The sequence below is a fragment of the Polynucleobacter sp. HIN11 genome, from assembly GCF_030297675.1.
GTDB lineage: Bacteria > Pseudomonadota > Gammaproteobacteria > Burkholderiales > Burkholderiaceae > Polynucleobacter.
The window spans coordinates 821,550-840,695 of sequence record NZ_AP028142.1 but is presented as its reverse complement, the minus strand read 5'-3'; the positions used below and the strand labels follow the sequence as shown (position 1 = coordinate 840,695).

Here is a 19,146-nt window from a genome sequence, read left to right as displayed (position 1 = left end):
TCTGGGCTTTTTTTATGCCTCCACCAAAATGGTTTCACCTGGTTTGACCATGCTAAATATCACTGGTTTTTTATCGATCGTTAATTGATCGCCAACCATTTGCACAGCCGTATAGTAGGAAGTTTCCAGGTCGCCTTCTTCAGGGTAGTCCTCACGATAATGCGCCCCCCGAGAGTTCTCGCGAGCGATGGCAGCCCCTACAACTGTTTTGCTAACTAGCAATAGATTACGTAAATTCATCCAATCCTGCCATGTAAGATTAAATGCAGGGTTGGTATCACCCACACCCATGGTTTGCAACATTTGATCTAAGCGATCTAAGCGTTCCCGGGCCGCTTCTAAATCCTTGCGATTACGTAAGATACCCACCTGATCCCACATGCAATCAGCCAACTCATCGCGAATGAACTCAATATCCCCTTGGGCTTGTGTTAGTGGTTTGCGATGTATCGCAATACTTTGTTCGATCATTACGGGATCAAATTCCAAGAACTCTCGATCGGATACATAGCGCGCCATCGTATCGCCGGCAATCCCACCAAATACTGTGGAGTTTGCAACACCATTACCGCCCAATCGGTTCGCACCATGAACGCCACCGGTATCTTCACCAGCAGCAAATAGGCCAGGCAGATCCGTACTAGTGTCCGCGTGGAACACCACTCCACCCATCATGTAATGGGCGGTGGGAACAACTTCAACCAATCCTCCTGCCAAATCAAATCCCGAGTCGGCACAACGCTCGACCATTCCTTTGAACAATTTACGAACATTGTCGGGCCCCAGATGATGCATCTGAATATAAACCCCACCATTTGGGCTAACCCGCCCAGCGCGCATTTCGGAGTAAATCGAGCGCGAGACAATATCACGTGTGGCGCGCTCATTGCGTGGATCGTAGTTACCCATAAAGCGCTCTTGATTACCGTTTAGTAGGTAACCACCCGCTCCTCGTAAACCCTCCTCCAAAACCGTTCCGGTCATACGCGTATTGGGGCCAGCCAACATTCCAGTTGGATGAAACTGCACCATTTCCATATCGCGCAGCGTCAATCCTGCTCGAAGGGCCATGGCCAATCCATCACAGCTTTTATCACCCGATGGGGTATGGTATTTATACATCGTGGGGCCGCCACCGGTTCCCAATAAGACTGCCTTTGCACGCACCATCACAAATTGACCAGTGCGCATATTGAGCATTAATACTCCAGCAATTGCTTTACCGTCGGTGCTTTTAATTAATTCGATCGCACGATGTTCCTCTAAGCGATGAATTCCACGAGCCCAAACTTGCTCTGCTAAGCGATTAATGATTTCAATTCCAGTGAGATCGCCCTTATGAACCGTACGATCGAAGGTTTGTCCAGCAAATGCTTTTTGATGAATCGTGCCATCAGGGTTGCGATCAAAGAAACAGCCCAATTCATTCTCGAGCTCATGAATTCGTTCAACCGATTTAGTCACCAAGGTCCAAGCGAGCTCTTGATCAGATAGCCATTTGCCACCCTCGATGGTGTCCATAAAGTGGCGTTCAACCGAATCACCCTCGGCCAGCGCAACGTTATAGCCGCCTTGAACCATACGAGTGCAACCGCATTTGCCCAAAAGACCTTTTACTGCAATCGTAATATGCAAATTTGGGTTGGCTTGATGCGCATGCAAAGCTGCAAAGAGACCTGCCCCGCCGGAGCCTAGGACCAAGATATCAGTTTGAATGGTTTCAATCGATGGCATACCAACCTTCTCTTTCTTTAGACAATGCCTAAGCTTTTAAGTACCGCTTCTTTGTTACTTGCAACATCGGATTTCACCTCTTGATAGATGCTGCCCCCGTGGCTGTCCATCGCCACTAACAAAGGACCAAATTGATTAATTTTGAACTTCCAGAGTGATTCAGGGTTTAGGTCATCGAGATCCACGTCCTCAATTTGGTCAATCCAGGTAGTCTCAAGAGCCGCAGTACCACCAATAATGGCAAGATAGACGCCACCGAACTGCTCAAACGCTTTTGCGGATGATTCCCGTAAGCCACCTTTACCCACAATCATGCGAACCCCGTATTCCCGCATGAGAGGTTCTGTAAACCGCTCCATTCGATCCGATGTGGTTGTGCCAATGCAAATCGGCTCATAACCCGCTGGGAACTCAGAACTAATAGGCACTTTACGAACATTGGGTGCTGTATGAATCACAGCATGCCCCTGAAGATCAAATTTAGTTTTTCGTCCCCGATCAAATAAATGAATTTGCGTTGCATCGCGGATACCAAATAAGGTCTGTTGTAAGGTAACGGTGTCATTAATCCTCAACTTGCGGATATCACCCTCACTGACTGGTGTTGCTAGGTTGTAGTGCGCCATGATCTTCCTTAAAAGCCGTATTCAATACCGTGTGATCCAATCGATGCCCGCGCGCGTCGCGCCGAGTGGCATTGCATATTGACTGCAACAGGGTTCATGGTGATATGCGTAGCCGCCAATTCCACATGCACTGCAAACGCTGTACCATCACCACCAAGTCCCTGGGGACCAATTCCGAGTTGATTGACTGCGGTACTTAGCTCCTTCTCCAACTTGGCGCCTTCCGCATCACTGCAAATAGTGCCAAGCGGCCGAGTAGCAGCGCGCTTTGCAAGTGCCACGCATTGGTCGGATGTGCCGCCCACCCCAACACCAACAATGGTCGGTGGACAGGTCTTACCGCCAGCGTTGACAACGCTCTCAATGACAAATGCTTTAACTCCTAAGATTCCTTCTGCTGGAATCGCCATCTTCAGAAAGGAATTATTCTCCGAGCCACTACCCTTTGGAATCATTTCAATCTCAATCACGCCGGGCTTATCCATAAAATCAATATGAATTGCTGGCATGTCAATACCAGTGGAGGTGTGATTATTTTTTCGGGTGATGGGGTGCACAACGGATGAGCGTAAGGGGTATTCCGTTGTGGCCCGCTCACAGCCCTTTCGAATCGCCTGCTTCAGCTGGACTCCATCAAATTGAACATCTCGACCAATCCAAACGTTATAGATTGGCAATCCCGTATCTTGACAAAGCAGATTATCTTCACGTTCTGCCACGGCAATATTCGTGACCATCGTCCCCAGCACTACTTGCGCGCGAGCATCGCGCTCTTTCTGTTTGAGATCGTTAATTCCCTCTTTAATATCGTCAGGTAATAATTTCAGGGCCCGGATGTAAAGCTCTTTGCATGCATCTTCAACGTGTTGCAGGTTCAGTTCCATAAATGATTCGCCTTAGCGAGAAAGAATTAAAAACAAGGCTCCACTAATTAAGGAGCCAATTAAGGTCACCTGCACCCAGGCCTTACGAAGGCCTTTCCAGATTCCAAACTCGATCACCAATAAACGGGTGCCGCCAATTAGATGAAGGGCTAACAAAGTCACCAGTCCCCATTCACCAAACTTGACCATGGGATGGTCGGTAAACTGCAGATACCGTCCCAGTTCCGCTTCTCCGTACAGGGAGCGCGAGAGGAAAAAAAAGTGCAGTGGCAAAAAGCACGCTAGCAAGAGTCCAGAGACGCGATGCAGGTAATAGGCAAAGTAAGACCAATGCGCCTTGGTTCGAAAGTCGAGTCGACGCCCCGCCTTGCTCATGGCGCACCCCACACTACGCCAATAACAGCAGCCGTTCCCAAGATCAGGATGAATGCCGCAAGCAATATTGGGAGCGCTCTAATCAGAAATGCGCTTTGGATGTTCTCACGCAGAATATTCGCTAAGCCAATGGGCGCATGAACAAAGCAAGCCAGAACAAAGATCTCATAGAAAAGAGCAAAGGCAAGATTACCTCGCGTACGCGCCAAGATTTCTCCAGCAGTCAGGCCATCCTGTATTGCGTAGTAGATGATCACCAGATGAATTGCAACGCATAGTGTAAGTACCATGGCGCTGATCCGTTGGTAGTACCAAAGTTTGGCTTGAAGAATCGCGCCGCTAGTCATTACAGTTTGCCCCATTTGCTACCCCTAACTGCTGCACGACCAACCATCTTTTTCAATCCTGCAATACCAGCGGTTGGCTCAATCTGTTTAGGGCAGCGCTCTGAGCAGGTACCTTGCGTATGGCATGAATGACATCCTGCATCCCCAGCGACCGCACGCAAGCGATCCAGTTGCTGGGTATCGCGTTCATCGTTCACTAGGGTCCAGGCACGATTGAGGGCGGCTGGACCTAAATAACTATCACGTGCGGAGACCACCTCACACGAGGCGTAGCAAACCCCACAACCAATGCACTCAATACCAGCATTCGCCAATTGACGCTCCTCTGAATCTGGTTTGACTTGCGCAAAATCATCAAATCGGGTTTTATCACCTTTAAAGTAACCCACCGCCTTACTCATCTTGTCAAAGAACTCGCGCATATCGGTGGCCAGGTCTTTGATGATGGGTAGATTATCGAGAGGCGCAATCTCAAGCGTATTTTGATCTGCAATTTTGGCAACATGAGTACGGCAGGTCCAACGTGCTTTACCGTTGACGGTCATCGCACAGGAGCCGCACATTCCTACACGACATGCAAAACGATAGCTTAGAGTTGGGTCAATTTTGCGTTGGATGTAGGTAACTACGTCCAATACTGTTTGATTGGCGGCACGTGGCACGTCGTACTCTACGAACTCACCGTCATCGGTGCCCCGCCAGACTTTTACTTTGAGGATGCTTGGATTCATGTAAACATTATAGGGATAGACAATAAAAAATAAATCGAATAGTATTTTAATTGAGATAAAAAAATTATTTACTATTGAATCAATGACCAGCATCCGGGTACTTAAAAATTTCATCGCCATCACGCGTCACAACAGCGTGGCTGCTGCGGCCCGTGAAATTGGCTTGACCCCCGCTGCTGCAGGACAACAGCTTGCACAGCTCGAGGCCGAATTGGGTGTGACGCTATTTGATCGCAATAAACGCTCACTAATCCTCAATAATCAAGGCCGCGCTCTGATTGAGCCCATCCAAGATATTCTCTCCCGCTATGAATCCCTCGGAAGTCAGTTTCGTACAGGTCTCTCTGGCTCGCTCACAGTGGGCGCCTTGGTCTCAAGCCTGATGGGCCAGTTTGGTAAAACATTGGATCATTTGAAAGATGAGTATCCAGGCCTTGAATTAAAAATTAGTACCGGCCTATCGAGCGATTTTTTGCAACAAGTGATTGATGGCATGCTCGATGCAGCCATCGTTACTGAATCCCCTTACGCATTACCCAAAAGTGTTCGCTGGACCTTGCTGTATGAAGAGCCCATGATCTTGATATACCCCAAAGGCAAGGACCCTGCCAATCTCCCCTTCATTCGGTTTGAACCCAAAACCTGGACTGGGGAGCTAGTCGATCGCTTTATTCGGGTCAATGGTTTAGAGATACGCAACAGCATGGTGGTTAACTCGGTTGAGGCCATTATTGAATTAGTTCGCCAAGGCTTCGGCTATGCCGTAGTACCAAAATTAGCCAATGTTGAGTGGGATAAAGACAAACGAATTGTGATTGCAAATCCGCCCCGTAAAACGATTTATCGTCGGGTGGGCCTACTTGAACGAAAAAATCATGCCCGCACCAAAATCACCAAAGCGATTGAAGAACAATTTAGAACTGGGATTAATTCTAGTTCTTAGTCGAGATAACTGGCAAAGTGAACTACACGATCTAAATACAGAGGATACTCTGTGATGCCATGATCGCTCCCCTCAATTACGACATGGTTCGCATTGGGGTAAAAGTCAACCATCTCATGCCAGTCGAGTAACTCATCGCCTGTTGCCGCAACCAGTAAATAGCGCTCGGGATGGGTGATCGCTTCGACTTGCTGGGCACGCAACTGCTCCACATACTCGGCGCGCCAATCAAAAGGCTCATCACTGTCATAGGCAGTCAGTTGCCCAACATAAGGTGCCAATTCCCGAGCGGCTCGTACTGCTGGATTAAGCAACACAGCGCGCGCATTCGGGAATTGCTCGGCTAAATGAGTTGCATAGAAGCCACCAAGCGATGAGCCAATAAAACCAATCCGTTTGGGATTTACTGTTTCAATTTTTGCCTTGATCATCGCGATCGCCTCTGCGGGTGATGGGGGCAATTGAGGGCAATACCAGTCAATGGATTTGCCTTTTTCAACGAGGGATGCAATTGCATCCCTGGTCAGTTGTGCTTTGGAGGAGTTCGGTGAGGACCGAAATCCGTGCAAATAGACAATTAGCAGATCAGGATGATCGGGCATAGTGTCTTAGTTTGCTTTTTGTCCAATCTCAAAGTTGGCTAAGGTCTCGAGCGCCTTTACCATGGCTGAATGGTCCCAGGCCTTGCCACCGTGAGCTGCGCAGGAGTTAAATAACTCTTGGGCAGTCGCCGTATTGGGTAATGAAACGCCGAGTGCTTTGGCACTGCTAAGCGCCAAGTTCAAATCCTTTTGATGTAACTCAATCCGAAAGCCTGGATTAAAGGTGCGATTGACCATGCGCTCACCATGCACTTCCAAAATTTTCGAGCTTGCAAAGCCGCCCATCAAGGCTTGACGAACCTTAGCTGGATCAGCACCTGCTTTAGCAGCAAATAAGAGAGCCTCACCAACCGCCTCAATATTGAGAGCCACAATGATTTGATTAGCCACTTTTGCGGTTTGCCCTGCTCCATTACCACCCACTAGGTTAATGTTTTTACCCATGAGCTCAAAGAGCGGCTTGACTTGATTAAATACCGCTTCGTCTCCTCCAACCATAATCGAGAGCGTGGCGTTTTGTGCGCCTACTTGACCACCCGATACCGGGGCGTCGACATAGTTACACCCAAGATCGTTGAGCTTTTTAGCAAACTCTTTGGTCGCAATTGGTGAGATGGAACTCATATCCACCACAATCTTGCCTTTACTAATTCCGGATGCGATACCGTTCTCCCCAAACAGAACTTTTTCAACATCGGGTGTATCAGGAACCATTGTGAAGATGATGTCGGCATGCTGAGCCACTTCGGCAGGGGTCTTACAGGCAATCCCGCCGGCCTTGATGAGCTCCTCGGGTACTTGGCTACGGGTTGCTAAATAGACCGAATGACCACCCTTAATCAAATGACCAGCCATTGGTGAACCCATAATGCCTAATCCAACAAAACCCAATTTCTTTGCACTCATAGCAATCCCTTTGAAGAAAAATAACGAACTAAATTGATTTTAGGAGATCGACTTCAACCAACCCAAGCCGGCTTCCGTGGTGGTGGCTGGCTTATATTCGCAGCCGATCCAACCTTGATATCCCAATTGATCAATGAACTTGAACAAATAGGCGTAGTTAATTTCACCAGTCCCGGGCTCATTACGACCAGGGTTGTCTGCTAACTGCAGATGCGCAATACGACTGAGGTACTTCTTCATGGAATTGGCTAACTCCCCTTCCATGCGTTGGGCATGATAGATGTCGTATTGCAAGAAAGCGTTATCGGCACCCACCTCATCCAAGATTGCAATTCCTTGGGCGGTGGTAGACAAGAAGAAACCAGGGATATCAAATGTATTGATAGGTTCAATCAGCAATTTGAGCTGATGTTTTTTCAGTTCAGCCGCTGCGTACCGCAAATTACTAACAAATGTTGCGTGCAAGGTCTTGTGATCAACGCCGTCTGGAACTTTGCCGGCCAAGCAATTGAGCTGACCAACCCCGAGAGCCTTGGCATATTCAATCGCCTTAGCAACGCCAGACTTAAACTCCTCGACTCGATCGGGCAGGCACGCAATGCCACGTTCACCCGCCTCCCAATTACCAGCAGGCAAATTATGCAACACCAGTTTGAGTTGATTACGATCTAACGCTGCTTTAATCTCGCTCGCTGCAAACGGATATGGAAAGAGGAACTCGACTGCCTGAAAACCACAAGCGGCTGCACGATCAAAGCGCTCCATAAAGGGCACTTCATTAAACAACATGGTTAGATTTGCAGCAAACTTTGGCATTCCAGTTCCTCTATGTGAGTTTAAAAAAGATTTATTCTAAAAGACCGGCCGTTACCAAACCTTCAGTACCGGCTGGGTGACGGCAATCAATGTCCTCAAACTCGTTGACATTATTGATCTCGGTACCCATGGCGATATTGGTGACCTTCTCCAAAATGATTTCAACAACTACGGGGACTCGATACTCTTTGGCCATCTTCTGGGCCTCAATCAAAGCCTCCTGAATCTTGCCTGGATGGGTAACGCGCAAGGTTTTACAACCTAAGCCTTCAACCACCTTACCGTGATCAACGCCATAGCCCTTCAGGTTGTCATCGTGTACGTTGATATTGTCAAACGCGAGCTGTACACAGTAATCCATATCGAAGCCACGCTGCGCCTGACGGATGAGGCCAAGGTAGCTGTTGTTCACGAGAACCATGACGAGTGGCAACTTAAACTGAGCACCAACGGCCAATTCCTCAATCAAGAACTGGAAGTCATAATCACCTGCAAGACCAACGACGGTGCGAGTTGGGTCAGCAGCCAACACACCAAGTGCAGCTGGCACAGTCCAACCTAAGGGGCCTGCTTGACCGCAATTAATCCATTGACGTGCGCCATAGACATGCAAGAACTGGCCGCCAGCGATTTGTGAAAGACCAATGGTTGATACATAAACCGTATCGCGTTTAAACGCTTGGTTCATCTCTTGATAAACACGCTGAGGCTTGATGGGCACATTATCAAAGTTTGTTTTGCGTAACATGAGGCGCTTACGCTCTTGGCAACGCGAGACCCAATCGCTGTAATTTTTGAGCTTGCCTTTCGCCTTCCACTCTTTGGCTACTTCAACGAAGAGTTCGAGGGCAGCCTTCGCATCAGACACAATGCCGTAGTCAGGATTAAATACGCGACCAATCTGAGTTGGTTCAATATCGACGTGTACAAACTTACGGCCTTTGGTGTAGACCTCTAACGAACCAGTATGGCGATTGGCCCAACGATTACCGATTCCTAATACAAAGTCGCTGGCCAACATCGTGGCATTGCCATAACGATGCGAGGTTTGTAAACCCACCATGCCAGCCATCAAGGGATGATCATCTGGAATTGCACCCCAACCCATTAATGTTGGGATCACAGGAACACCAGTAATCTCGGCAAACTCCACTAAAAGATCTGCGGCATCTGCATTAATGATTCCGCCGCCCGCCACGATCAATGGCTTCTCGGCTGACATCAACATCTCCATGGCCTTCTCAATTTGCTTCTTATTGGCAAATGGTTTGTAAACCGGCAATGGCTCGTAGGTATCGATATCAAACTCGATCTCGGCTAACTGCACATCGATGGGCAAATCAATCAGTACAGGGCCAGGACGTCCTGAGCGCATTACATGAAAGGCTTGCTGAAATACGCGAGGTACCAAACCAGGCTCACGCACGGTTACGGCCATTTTGGTCACTGGCTTGGCAATACTCTCGATATCAACCGCCTGGAAATCTTCTTTATAGAGACGGGCACGTGGTGCTTGGCCTGTAATACAAAGGATTGGAATTGAATCTGCGCTTGCTGAATACAAGCCAGTAATCATGTCCGTTCCAGCGGGGCCGGAGGTACCGATACAAACACCGATATTGCCAGCCTTGGCACGGGTGTAGCCCTCAGCCATGTGAGATGCGCCCTCGACGTGACGTGCCAGAATATGGGTGATGGATTGACGCTCGCGTAATTGTGCGTACAGGGGATTAATCGCGGCACCAGGAACGCCAAACGCGGTGGTGATGCCCTCTTTTTCCATTACCAAAACAGCTGCCATTGCGGCTTTCATGAGTGCCATTGTTGCCTCCTTTTGAATAAGATGAATGAATCATCCTTAAATTGAGGTATTCTGAGAAGTGTGATACCTTAATATCATCTATTCTATTTTGGAATATATTAGTTTTAATTCATTTAAATCAATAATTTATGGATCGAATTCAAGGCATTTCCTTATTCATACGAGTGGTCGAAACGGGATCATTTAGCAAAGCGGCGAGCAGTTTGGGAATAACTCAACCCACCGCCACCAAGCATGTCGCCGCCCTTGAAAAGCGCCTGGGATCCCTTCTGCTCCATCGCAGTACCCGCGGGGTAACGCCCACCGAAATCGGCAAGATCTATTATGAGAAGTGCAAAACAATTATTCATGAAGTTGAGGATGCCGAGAATCTAGCCGGCCTCTTACAAACCGAAGTACAAGGCAAACTCAATATCAGTAGCTCGGTCGCCTTCGGTCGTCGTGTACTGACTCCGCTGGTCCTAGAGTTCATGAGGGATCATCCACAGTTACAGGTAAGCCTCAACTTAGATGACCGCTACATTAATTTGGTTGAGGAAGGTGTTGATCTAGCGATTCGGATGGGGCGTCTATCCGATTCTAGTTTGGGTGCACGCTTTTTGGGTCTCAATCCCTGGGTCCTAGTCGCTACCCCTGAATACCTCTTGCAAGCTGGCACGCCCTCCATACCCAGTGATTTAAGTCGTCATACCGCACTGATCTACAGCTCCGTTCAAGGAGACCATCGTTGGCAATTTACTGGTCGTGACGGCTCCAATAAATCCATTCAGGTGCAAGGACCCCTCTACTCCAATAATCTCTCAGCACTTCTATCTGCAACCAGGCAACATCTCGGAATTGCGGCCCTTCCCTGGTATATAGCCTATACCTCCGTTCAAAGCCGACACCTTAAGCCCTTGTTAGAAGATTGGACCATGCCCGCTCAAGAGATCCATGCGGTCTATAGCTCACCACGACTGCTAACGAGTAAAGTTAGTAAATTAATCGATTGGCTCGCAGGTCAATTTAAGGGAAACTGGTGGGCCAGAGAAATCGGGTCATAATCATTTGGTATTCAATCAACTATTGCTCAAAATCATGAACTCATCGTTATACATCTCAAAAAATCTTGCAATCCTCGCTATAGGCATTGGCCTCTCTTCTACTGTCTTTGCCCAAAACAAGCCGGCAATGGTTGACCCCAATAAGGCTCCGATCGCGGCTGCTGGGATTGATGAGGTCTATCAATTAGTCGATGCAGTAGTAACAAAGGTCGATAGCAAAACGCGCACAGTTACCCTAAAAGATAAAGACGGCACAGTGACCAATTTTGTTGCAGGGCCTGAGATCAAGAACTTCCCCCAAATTAAAGTGGGTGATCGTCTTACCGTCACGCATGAGTTAGCAGTTGTAATTGAATTGGCTAAGGTCAACAACCAGGGTATTCGCAGCGAAGTACAAACCACCAGCCAAACCTCTGCTCCACTTGGCAGCAAGCCCGCTTCAGTCATTTCTAATACCACCACGATTATTGCCACCGTGATTGGTATTGATCGCCAGAAGATGACCATCTCGGTTAAGGGTCCCAAAGGTAAGCCCGATACCTACCGCATCAAGAATGCGGCCCTACTTAAGGATATTGCCGTCAACGACGAGGTCAAGATTGTTTTATACGATGCAATGGCTGCATCCTTTACGGCTCCTACTGCTGCTACCCAGAAAAAATAAGAACGTCTAATTAAAATAAAGCAATTATTAAGGAGCAATCATGGCAGAACGGCTTGGTGCGCATTCATTGGTGGATGCCTTTAAGGCACAGGGTGTGAATTCAATATTTACCCTTTCTGGTAATCACATCATGCCCATTTTTGATGCGGTGATTGATCACCCGATTAAATTAATTCATACGCGTCATGAAGCGGCAACCGTTCATATGGCCGATGCATATGCTCGCTTGAGTGGCAAAGTGGGCATTGCAATGGTCACAGGTGGGCCAGGCCATGCCAATGCTGTATCTGCCCTATACACAGCCGCGATGGCCGAAGCTCCTGTCGTGCTTTTATCTGGACATGCTCCTCTAAATCAATTAGGCAAAGGCGCCTTCCAAGAAATGTCCCAAGCTGATATTGCCGCGCCTTTATGCAAAGCATCGTGGACCTGTGCGGGCCCCCAATATTTAGCAGCCGATTTTGAGTTAGCCTGTGCAATTGCTCAATCGGGTCGACCAGGCCCCGTTCATTTAAGCCTGCCATCCGATGCGCTTGAGAATCCATTAACAGCTGCATCTGCAACACCGAGTCCTAGTGCGCCCAAACTTGCATCAAACCCTCCCTTAAGTTCGGAGAATGCACAGTTGATCGTAAAGCAGTTACGTGCTGCGCAAAAGCCGGTGGTTTTAGTGGGTCCGCGTGGTTGCTACCAATACGCTAAGGAACTTCACCAATTAAGCGAAGCGCTTGGCGTGCCAGTGATTGCCACAGAAAGTCCTCGTGGCGTAGGCGATCCCAGTTTAGGCGCCTTTGCTGAGGTGCTAGCACAAAGTGATTGTGTCTTATTGCTTGAGAAACGACTGGACTTCACGCTCAAGTTTGGTAACTCACCAACTTTCAAAGCCGATGCGCGCTTTATGCAAATTGACTCAGAGGCGGCTGAACTGCAGCGCTCTCAGAATGCACTCGGCTCGCGGTTGGAGTTGGCAGTACAAGCTGATTTACTTCCATCTATTGAGACCTTATTGCAAACTGCTAAGAGTGATCAAGCTAAATCTCAAGATACTAGTTGGTTGCCATGGGTCAAGGAGGCAATCGCTTATCGCCCCAATACTTGGTCAACCGCTACATCTAAGACACCCAAGCATGCGCACCCAGGCAGAGCAATGCTTGCCTTACAAGCCATCCTCGACTCCCATCCAGATTCAGTACTGGTAGCAGATGGTGGTGAAATTGGCCAATGGGCACAGGCTTGCCTGCATGCACCCAACCGAGTGATTAATGGTGTTGCTGGTTCGATAGGTGCAGCACTGCCCTTTGCGACTGCAGCTGCGTACACTAAGCCAGGCGTGCCAGTTGTTGCTGTGATGGGAGATGGCACCTTTGGCTTTCATTCGTCCGAGCTCGATACTGCCGTTCGCTATCAACTGCCATTCATTGGGGTCGTGGGCAATGATGCCTGCTGGAATGCCGAGTATCAGATTCAGATACGGGAATATGGTCAAGAAAGGGCGAAGGGATGTGAGCTTTTACCTTCCCGCTATGATCAGGTTGCAGAGGCGTTTGGTGGTGCTGGAGAGTTAGTGACTGATGCGGTTGATGTCTTACCTGCTGCGCAGCGCTTACAGGCCAAAGGCTTACCAGCGATCTTGAACATCTTGATCGAGGGCTTACCTGCCCCCAATCTCAAGCGCAGTTAGTTAGGGTCATCCGCTGTTACGTATCAGGCGTTTAACGACCATGCACCTGATGTATCGCCCGCGTTTTATTCAAGCAGTTGTTGGTATTTTGGTAGCAAGCTGCCTCTTGGTGGCGTGCGCCAATACTAGCCGTCCTGGGGTTGTAGGCGTGCAACGCTCGCAGTTCATGATGATCTCCGCAGCGCAAATTGATCGGATGTCGGCGATTAGTTTTGAGCAGCAGGCGAAGGCGGCGCAGAAGAAAAAAATCCTCATTACCAGTGGCCCAGAATATGAGCGCCTCAAGACCATCGCCAATCGACTGATTCCACAGACCGCGGTATTTCGGGACGATACCCGCAATTGGAACTGGGGTCTACAGTTGATTGATTCCCCTATTGTGAATGCCACCTGTGCACCTGGTGGTCGGATTACTTTTTATACCGGGATCATTAATAAACTTAACCTCAATGATGATGAAATTGCAGCCATCATGGGTCATGAGATTGCTCATGCCGTACGAGAACATGGACGGGAGCAAGTTTCCCAGGCATTAGCCCAAAACATTATTAGTAATGTTGCGCTTGCTGCTGCTGGGGCGGGCTCGGCACAATCGATTGATGCAGCCAATCAAATCATGCAATACGTGATGGTACTTCCTAACTCTCGCCAGAATGAGCGCGAAGCTGATGCGATTGGCTTAGAGCTTGCGGCGCGTGGTGGCTATGATCCTCGCGCTGCGATAACGCTGTGGCAAAAGATGAGTAAAGAAAGTCAGGGCAAGAACCCACCTGAGTTTTTATCGACCCACCCCTCCAATGAGAATCGTATTAAAGAGCTTTCTGCATTGATACCGAAGGTCATGCCCTTATACGAGGCGGCAAAGCGAGAGAATGTGACCAAATAAAAACGGCCCCAGATTTTGGGGCCGTAGTTTTTAAGATATTTTGTTTATTTCTTAAGGTTCAGTTGTGTTCCAAGTTTGCTATAGAGCTCAAATTGCTCTCGGGCAAATTTCTCGGTATCTTGGGGTGACCGAATCGCTGGGATTGCACCAACGGTATCGTTTCCACGTAACCAAGCTGGGTCTTTGGCGACTTCCTTCAAAACAGCTTGCCATTTGTTCACAACCTCAGCAGGTAATCCTGGGGGCCCATACAAACCACTCCATCCCATGACTTGCTCTAGGTTGCCGATGCCCATTTCTTTGGCAGTTGGCACATCTGGGAAGTCCTTTAGGCGATTAGGGGTTGATGTAACCAGTGCGCGCATGGCACCGCCCTTAATTTGACCAACCATAGTGGTGAGATTGTTGCAGATGAATTGCACTTGACCACCTAATAATGCGGTAGTTGCCTCGCCGCCTCCTTTATACGGGATCATCATGGCAGCAGTAGATGGCAATCCAAGCTGACTGAGCATGACTTCCACTGCTAAATGTTGTGTTGTTCCAGGGCCAGCAGTTGCGTAATTGAGCTTACCGGGATTAGCGCGGATCGCATCAATTAAATCTTTCATGGTCTTATAGGGTGCGTCATTTTTGACCACACACACCACTGGATTGAAATCCAACAAGGAAATCATTGTGAAATCATTCCACTTATAAGGCGCCTTACTATCGAGAGCTGGCACAATGGCTTGCGAACCACCGCGCGACACCAATAAGGTATATCCATCGGGTGGCGCAGCGCTCACCTTTTGTGAGCCGATTGTGCCAGAGGCACCAACCACGTTCTGTACCACGATGGGCTGCCCAATCAATTTGCTTGCAACAGCGGCTAAATTGCGGCCTGAGAAATCACTATCACCCCCAGCTGCGTATGGGGCAATTAAGGTAATGGGTTTATTGGGATAGTTTTGCGCGATTGCTGGGCTGATACCAAGCGCACTTGCAACTAATCCCGCAAGAATCGATTTGCCGATTAGGCGTTTACTAGACTTCAACATAGTAGGTCTCCTCCACAATGGGATGTTTTTATAGGCACAACAACCCATACTACAAGTCGATTTTTGGGAAACCAATCAGGGTTAAAACTAGGTTTTTACTCTTTTAGGGGCTAAATACTCAATTCCACTGAGAGTTTGGTGCCCGGCACAATAATGCCGCCCCGATCCCCAGGGGTCGTATTGCCCCAACGAGATGCAAAGTAATCGGGCAAAGGTCGTCCAGATGGCGGGGCAATCCAGAGTCTTAGCAAATGACGATGACGCTCAGGTTCAGGCCAGTTCTCAAAATCATTTCTGGAATGCAGAATTTGATGATTATGCAAAAGCTGAATATCGCCAGGTTCAAATGCCATCTGCAGAGCAAATCCGGGCTCTTGCAAGATTGCATCGATCAAGTCCATGACCTCCACTTGTTCTTTGGTGAGGCGTGGCGCATTGGGAAAGCGTCGTTGCGCCTCTTCAATGTAATGGCGTAGATAAACGCACGATAGTTCACCGTGATACCAGTTAAAGATGGGGATCTCAAACCAAGGGTCACGTCCTTCGGGAACTTCGCCACGGCGATCGGTGGGATACGGAGTAAACATCGCAGGAATGAGATCGGGGCGGCGCCTCACAAGTTCGTTGTAAACAGCCATTGAGCTGGCGATGAAGGACTCACCACCCTGCTTTGCCTTTTGTAGACACAAGAGGCCCACAATGTCCGCGGAGTCAGTGTGGTAGTCCAGCTTCTTGTTGGTTTGGTAAAAACGCGCACCCGCCTCCACTTTGGCGCCTTGATCGCGCACATGACCCAAGAGATGTCCTTTGCCATTGGAGCTGCGCAAACTCCCCATGTGACGACCGATCCCCATGTAAATGGTGGCGGCTTTCTCAATCGACCAGTTTGCAATTGGCAACCCTCGTAGCATCACAAAGCCACGGCCATGCAAGAGCTCTTGCAGCTGCCCCTGAATAAATGGCTCTAGATTGTGAAGAGGAAAACTCGCGGGTGTGATGTTCTCAAGAGCAAGTCCGGTGCTAGCAAAGTGCTCCGCAGCGCGCTCGAGTTCGGCGACTTGTTCGGGAGTCCAGTGCACGATCCAATCCGATTTTTGAGCAAGGTCGGCGCCTCGCCATGCGCACGGTCCATCAATCGATTTGGGGATACTACCCACGGCATTAACTGCTTGACTTGTTCTCATCGTACGCCCCCGTTCGGATCTTTGCTTGGTAATCACTTCCTTATGAACTGAAATTAGTCTATTACAAAAATAGCCCAAATTTAAGCAAAAATAGAGCAAATCAGATCAATTAGTTTGGATGTGAATACTCTTTATATCTAAATTGAGTAGATGACTCTACATGACTTCGGGCTAATACTAATTTAGCGCTTGGGGTCGTCTTGTTTGGATTTGCGCAAAATTGACTGCAATAGAGGTGCAGGTTTGGCGTTTGATTTTGACTTTGTTTGCTTGTTTTGCAAATCAGCCTTGCTGGCATTTTTCAGGCGCAGCGCGATCTGAAGACCTTGGCGTTTTGCTAAATCGGTTTTCTTGAGGGTCATGATGAAAAAACCCGCCTAGTTCACACTAGACGGGTCTTCAATACGATATAAATTACTTCTTGGGAGCAGTTACTTCAATCGCAATGATTTCGGTAACAGTTGCTTCAACTTGTGTACCCACTTTAACGCCCTTGAGTACTTTTGGATCCTTCACTTTTAGATCCAATGTACGGGTAGCACCACGCAGAGTGATAGTACCTTTCTTTTCATCTACAGCGGTTACGTCAGCAACTACAGTGACTTGACGCTCGATCGCAGCAGCAGGCTTATCACCCAACTTTGCACGCGCTGCCTTTTCGGTTTCAACACGCTCACGGATTTCAACTTTGCTTGGCTTTTTAATGTCAGCCACGAGGATCTCAACATGAGTGAGCGTAACAATATCGCCCACTTTTATTTGATTAAAGTTTCTGACCTCATCACCCAACACGGTTTTGTACTCATTACCATTTGGGCCAACAATCACCACTTCACGGGTTTTTGGATCTACTGATTTGAATTTGCCTTGGAACTGAACACCTTCAGCTACTTTTAAGACGCCTGGAGCAGTTTCAACAGCAACCACTGCCTGTGGTTTATTTTGGGCCATGATAGCGGATGTGCCCATCATTAATACGGCTGCGCTTACAAGTGCAATTTTCTTCATGAAATTCCTCTATGGTTAATTAACAAAAATACCTCAAACGAGAATATTGTTGTAATGATAGTGGTTTTCATGACCAGGAAATGAAAAAACCACCCGAAGGTGGCTTTTGGAAATTGGCGGAGCGGACGGGACTCGAACCCGCGACCCTCGGCGTGACAGGCCGATATTCTAACCAACTGAACTACCGCTCCAGATACTGCATCATGCGCGTCACTGCATGACTGGCGTCCCCAGGGGGATTCGAACCCCCGTACTCACCGTGAAAGGGTGATGTCCTAGGCCTCTAGACGATGGGGACCTTGGACTACTTGTTTTGTTGGTGGAGATAAGCGGGATCGAACCGCTGACCTCTTGCATGCCATGCAAGCGCTCTCCCAGCTGAGCTATACCCCCTTATATTGGTGCACTTTCAAAACAATCCAAGATTTTAGCCTATTTTTGAGAGACGCTCGACAACTTCGTCCTTACCCATCACCGCAATCACCGCATCAAGCGCTGGCGTTTGGGTGGTGGCAAATAGCGCATACCGGATTGGCATTGCCAAGGCGGGCATCTTGAGTTGAAACTGAGTGAGCGTCGCTTTCAGCTGAGTGGCGACCTCTTCCTTAGTTTTGGGATTTGATGCTATTAGTCGCTCTCTAAAATCAGTAATGGCTGGGATCACAGCATTTGGAATATTTTGTGAAATTTGCTCATTACTGAGATTGGGTAGGCCCTGATAGAAAAGCTTGGCACCTTCGACGATCTCTAACAAAGTGTTCGCACGATCTTTAAGTAAGTTAACCACGGACTCAAAATCAGGGCCTTGCGAGAGATCAATTCCCTGCTGATGGATAAACGGCATGCACAACTGCGCAAGTCGTTTTGCATCGCCCTGCTGAATATAGTGGTGATTGAGCCAGAGTAGTTTCTCGGGATTATGTTGTGCGGGTGAGCGACCCAAGTGCTCCAAATCAAACCATTTCACAAACTGCTCTTGCGTAAAGATTTCAGCGTCGCCGTGCGACCAGCCTAAGCGCGCGAGATAGTTTAGGACCGCTTCAGGTAGATAGCCCATTTTTTGATAGTCGCGCACACTCAGAGCACCATTGCGCTTACTCATCTTCTCGCCACTCTCATCCAAGACCGTTGGTAGGTGCGCGTAGACCGGCGGCGTACCACCAAGCGCTTTCATAATATTGATTTGCCGTGGGGTATTGTTCACATGATCATCGCCCCGAATCACATGGGTAATTTGCATGTCGAGATCATCCACTACCACACAGAAGTTATAGGTGGGAGTGCCATCGGGACGGGCGATGATGAGATCATCTAACTCATCGTTACTAATTTCAATCATCCCCTTAACGGCATCTTTCCAAATGACTGAGCCGCCAATTGGGTTTTTAAAACGAATTACGGGTAAAGCATCTTTGGGAGGTTCTGGCAATGTCTTGCCAGGTTCGGGACGCCAAAAGCCGTTGTAGCGAGGCTTCTCTTTATTAGCCATTTGCTGGTCACGCAAACGATTGAGCTCATCTTCGCTCATATAACAATAGTATGCCGAGCCATCCGCTAGCATTTGCTTGAGAACTTCACGATAGCGGTCCATGCGTTGCATTTGATAGATGGGACCCTCATCGGGATCTAAGCCCAGCCAATGCATTCCTTCTAAGATCACCTCAACGGCCTCGAGGGAGGAGCGCTCTTGATCAGTATCTTCAATCCGCAAGATGAAGTCCCCACCCTTACTTCTCGCAAAGGCCCAGGGGTACAAGGCACTACGCAGATTACCTAAATGAATAAAGCCGGTTGGGCTTGGGGCAAAACGAGTTCGAATACGCATGGGCAGTATTATCTCAGGTCAGAACTGCT

The 19,146-nt window shown here is 48.5% G+C and carries 20 protein-coding genes and 3 tRNA genes; 5 read left to right on the top strand and 18 right to left on the bottom strand.

Annotation, left to right across the window (positions count from 1 at the left end; genetic code table 11):
- Positions 1-12: 12 nt before the first annotated feature.
- The 6 genes from QUE60_RS04455 to QUE60_RS04430 are packed head-to-tail and all read right to left on the bottom strand — an operon-like array spanning position 13 to position 4,697.
- Positions 13-1,734 (bottom strand): L-aspartate oxidase, encoded by a 1,722-nt coding sequence (locus QUE60_RS04455; RefSeq protein ID WP_286227406.1) that lies wholly within the window; start codon positions 1,732-1,734, stop codon positions 13-15.
- Positions 1,735-1,751: 17 nt separating this feature from the next.
- Positions 1,752-2,360, bottom strand: coding sequence for a fumarate hydratase C-terminal domain-containing protein (locus QUE60_RS04450; RefSeq protein ID WP_286224671.1), 609 nt, complete (start codon positions 2,358-2,360; stop codon positions 1,752-1,754).
- 8 nt (positions 2,361-2,368) lie between these two features.
- Entirely contained in the window at positions 2,369-3,244 is an 876-nt protein-coding gene (locus tag QUE60_RS04445; protein WP_286227405.1) for a fumarate hydratase, read from the bottom strand.
- Between the two features lie 12 nt (positions 3,245-3,256).
- The gene (gene sdhC / locus QUE60_RS04440) at positions 3,257-3,619 is read right to left on the bottom strand and encodes a succinate dehydrogenase, cytochrome b556 subunit (protein ID WP_286224669.1); all 363 of its coding nucleotides are present in this window, start codon (positions 3,617-3,619) and stop codon (positions 3,257-3,259) included.
- Positions 3,616-3,981, bottom strand: a complete 366-nt coding sequence (locus QUE60_RS04435) for a succinate dehydrogenase (RefSeq protein ID WP_286224668.1) — start codon at positions 3,979-3,981, stop codon at positions 3,616-3,618. The genes sdhC and QUE60_RS04435 overlap by 4 nt, the downstream gene beginning before the upstream one ends.
- Positions 3,966-4,697 (bottom strand): succinate dehydrogenase/fumarate reductase iron-sulfur subunit, encoded by a 732-nt coding sequence (locus tag QUE60_RS04430; protein WP_108508394.1) that lies wholly within the window; start codon positions 4,695-4,697, stop codon positions 3,966-3,968. Before QUE60_RS04430 ends, QUE60_RS04435 begins: the two co-directional genes overlap by 16 nt.
- Before the next feature lie 82 nt (positions 4,698-4,779).
- Here QUE60_RS04430 and QUE60_RS04425 point away from each other — a divergent pair, with 82 nt between their 5' ends.
- Positions 4,780-5,640: a LysR family transcriptional regulator gene (locus QUE60_RS04425; protein WP_286224666.1), complete on the top strand. Its 861-nt coding sequence runs from the start codon at positions 4,780-4,782 to the stop codon at positions 5,638-5,640.
- On the opposite strand, the gene QUE60_RS04420 is transcribed toward QUE60_RS04425, so the two are convergent.
- From QUE60_RS04420 to gcl, 4 genes are read right to left on the bottom strand one after another with little or no spacing between them, the layout of a single operon-like run.
- A complete protein-coding gene (locus QUE60_RS04420; protein WP_286227404.1) occupies positions 5,637-6,242 on the bottom strand; it encodes a YqiA/YcfP family alpha/beta fold hydrolase in 606 nt (201 codons plus the stop codon). The two genes, QUE60_RS04425 and QUE60_RS04420, sit on opposite strands and share 4 nt — an antisense overlap.
- A 6-nt stretch (positions 6,243-6,248) precedes the next feature.
- Complete coding sequence (gene glxR, locus QUE60_RS04415; RefSeq protein ID WP_286226169.1) at positions 6,249-7,154, bottom strand: 2-hydroxy-3-oxopropionate reductase; 906 nt, start codon at positions 7,152-7,154, stop codon at positions 6,249-6,251.
- A 33-nt stretch (positions 7,155-7,187) separates the two neighbouring features.
- Positions 7,188-7,964, bottom strand: a complete 777-nt coding sequence (gene hyi, locus QUE60_RS04410; RefSeq protein WP_286224664.1) for a hydroxypyruvate isomerase — start codon at positions 7,962-7,964, stop codon at positions 7,188-7,190.
- 31 nt (positions 7,965-7,995) lie between these two features.
- A complete protein-coding gene (gcl, locus tag QUE60_RS04405) occupies positions 7,996-9,786 on the bottom strand; it encodes a glyoxylate carboligase (RefSeq protein ID WP_286224663.1) in 1,791 nt (596 codons plus the stop codon).
- A gap of 128 nt (positions 9,787-9,914) precedes the next feature.
- Here gcl and QUE60_RS04400 point away from each other — a divergent pair, with 128 nt between their 5' ends.
- The 4 genes from QUE60_RS04400 to QUE60_RS04385 are packed head-to-tail and all read left to right on the top strand — an operon-like array spanning position 9,915 to position 14,060.
- Positions 9,915-10,829: a LysR family transcriptional regulator gene (locus QUE60_RS04400; protein WP_286227403.1), complete on the top strand. Its 915-nt coding sequence runs from the start codon at positions 9,915-9,917 to the stop codon at positions 10,827-10,829.
- Between the two features lie 34 nt (positions 10,830-10,863).
- Complete coding sequence (locus QUE60_RS04395) at positions 10,864-11,493, top strand: hypothetical protein (RefSeq protein WP_286227402.1); 630 nt, start codon at positions 10,864-10,866, stop codon at positions 11,491-11,493.
- Between the two features lie 40 nt (positions 11,494-11,533).
- Complete coding sequence (locus tag QUE60_RS04390; RefSeq protein WP_286227401.1) at positions 11,534-13,174, top strand: thiamine pyrophosphate-binding protein; 1,641 nt, start codon at positions 11,534-11,536, stop codon at positions 13,172-13,174.
- A gap of 40 nt (positions 13,175-13,214) precedes the next feature.
- Positions 13,215-14,060, top strand: a complete 846-nt coding sequence (locus tag QUE60_RS04385) for a M48 family metallopeptidase (RefSeq protein WP_286226105.1) — start codon at positions 13,215-13,217, stop codon at positions 14,058-14,060.
- Between the two features lie 44 nt (positions 14,061-14,104).
- Here QUE60_RS04385 and QUE60_RS04380 read toward each other — a convergent pair whose 3' ends face one another.
- The 8 genes from QUE60_RS04380 to gltX form a co-directional block, all read right to left on the bottom strand.
- Positions 14,105-15,100: a Bug family tripartite tricarboxylate transporter substrate binding protein gene (locus tag QUE60_RS04380; RefSeq protein ID WP_286226104.1), complete on the bottom strand. Its 996-nt coding sequence runs from the start codon at positions 15,098-15,100 to the stop codon at positions 14,105-14,107.
- Between the two features lie 110 nt (positions 15,101-15,210).
- Positions 15,211-16,284 carry a TauD/TfdA family dioxygenase gene (locus QUE60_RS04375; protein WP_286227400.1) on the bottom strand — a complete coding sequence of 358 codons (1,074 nt, stop codon included), beginning with the start codon at positions 16,282-16,284 and terminating at the stop codon, positions 15,211-15,213.
- Between the two features lie 182 nt (positions 16,285-16,466).
- The gene (locus QUE60_RS04370) at positions 16,467-16,646 is read right to left on the bottom strand and encodes a hypothetical protein (RefSeq protein ID WP_286224656.1); all 180 of its coding nucleotides are present in this window, start codon (positions 16,644-16,646) and stop codon (positions 16,467-16,469) included.
- 52 nt (positions 16,647-16,698) lie between these two features.
- Positions 16,699-17,292, bottom strand: coding sequence for a hypothetical protein (locus tag QUE60_RS04365; RefSeq protein WP_286227399.1), 594 nt, complete (start codon positions 17,290-17,292; stop codon positions 16,699-16,701).
- 114 nt (positions 17,293-17,406) lie between these two features.
- Positions 17,407-17,483, bottom strand: a tRNA-Asp gene (locus QUE60_RS04360).
- 31 nt (positions 17,484-17,514) lie between these two features.
- A tRNA-Glu gene (locus QUE60_RS04355) sits at positions 17,515-17,590 on the bottom strand.
- Positions 17,591-17,609: 19 nt separating this feature from the next.
- A tRNA-Ala gene (locus tag QUE60_RS04350) sits at positions 17,610-17,685 on the bottom strand.
- Between the two features lie 34 nt (positions 17,686-17,719).
- Positions 17,720-19,123: a glutamate--tRNA ligase gene (gene gltX / locus QUE60_RS04345; protein ID WP_286227483.1), complete on the bottom strand. Its 1,404-nt coding sequence runs from the start codon at positions 19,121-19,123 to the stop codon at positions 17,720-17,722.
- Between the last annotated feature and the right edge of the window lie 23 nt (positions 19,124-19,146).

What these genes read in the sequence shown, in the direction of transcription:
- QUE60_RS04365 (WP_286227399.1), bottom strand. Translation starts at nt 17,292, where the DNA reads ATGAAGAAAATTGCACTTGTAAGCGCAGCCGTATTAATGATGGGCACA.
- QUE60_RS04370 (WP_286224656.1), bottom strand. Translation starts at nt 16,646, where the DNA reads ATGACCCTCAAGAAAACCGATTTAGCAAAACGCCAAGGTCTTCAGATC.
- QUE60_RS04420 (WP_286227404.1), bottom strand. Translation starts at nt 6,242, where the DNA reads ATGCCCGATCATCCTGATCTGCTAATTGTCTATTTGCACGGATTTCGG.
- QUE60_RS04435 (WP_286224668.1), bottom strand. Translation starts at nt 3,981, where the DNA reads ATGGGGCAAACTGTAATGACTAGCGGCGCGATTCTTCAAGCCAAACTT.
- QUE60_RS04430 (WP_108508394.1), bottom strand. Translation starts at nt 4,697, where the DNA reads ATGAATCCAAGCATCCTCAAAGTAAAAGTCTGGCGGGGCACCGATGAC.
- sdhC (WP_286224669.1), bottom strand. Translation starts at nt 3,619, where the DNA reads ATGAGCAAGGCGGGGCGTCGACTCGACTTTCGAACCAAGGCGCATTGG.
- QUE60_RS04385 (WP_286226105.1), top strand. Translation starts at nt 13,215, where the DNA reads ATGCACCTGATGTATCGCCCGCGTTTTATTCAAGCAGTTGTTGGTATT.
- QUE60_RS04400 (WP_286227403.1), top strand. Translation starts at nt 9,915, where the DNA reads ATGGATCGAATTCAAGGCATTTCCTTATTCATACGAGTGGTCGAAACG.
- QUE60_RS04455 (WP_286227406.1), bottom strand. Translation starts at nt 1,734, where the DNA reads ATGCCATCGATTGAAACCATTCAAACTGATATCTTGGTCCTAGGCTCC.
- QUE60_RS04395 (WP_286227402.1), top strand. Translation starts at nt 10,864, where the DNA reads ATGAACTCATCGTTATACATCTCAAAAAATCTTGCAATCCTCGCTATA.
- QUE60_RS04450 (WP_286224671.1), bottom strand. Translation starts at nt 2,360, where the DNA reads ATGGCGCACTACAACCTAGCAACACCAGTCAGTGAGGGTGATATCCGC.
- hyi (WP_286224664.1), bottom strand. Translation starts at nt 7,964, where the DNA reads ATGCCAAAGTTTGCTGCAAATCTAACCATGTTGTTTAATGAAGTGCCC.
- QUE60_RS04390 (WP_286227401.1), top strand. Translation starts at nt 11,534, where the DNA reads ATGGCAGAACGGCTTGGTGCGCATTCATTGGTGGATGCCTTTAAGGCA.
- QUE60_RS04380 (WP_286226104.1), bottom strand. Translation starts at nt 15,100, where the DNA reads ATGTTGAAGTCTAGTAAACGCCTAATCGGCAAATCGATTCTTGCGGGA.
- QUE60_RS04375 (WP_286227400.1), bottom strand. Translation starts at nt 16,284, where the DNA reads ATGAGAACAAGTCAAGCAGTTAATGCCGTGGGTAGTATCCCCAAATCG.
- gcl (WP_286224663.1), bottom strand. Translation starts at nt 9,786, where the DNA reads ATGGCACTCATGAAAGCCGCAATGGCAGCTGTTTTGGTAATGGAAAAA.
- QUE60_RS04425 (WP_286224666.1), top strand. Translation starts at nt 4,780, where the DNA reads ATGACCAGCATCCGGGTACTTAAAAATTTCATCGCCATCACGCGTCAC.
- QUE60_RS04445 (WP_286227405.1), bottom strand. Translation starts at nt 3,244, where the DNA reads ATGGAACTGAACCTGCAACACGTTGAAGATGCATGCAAAGAGCTTTAC.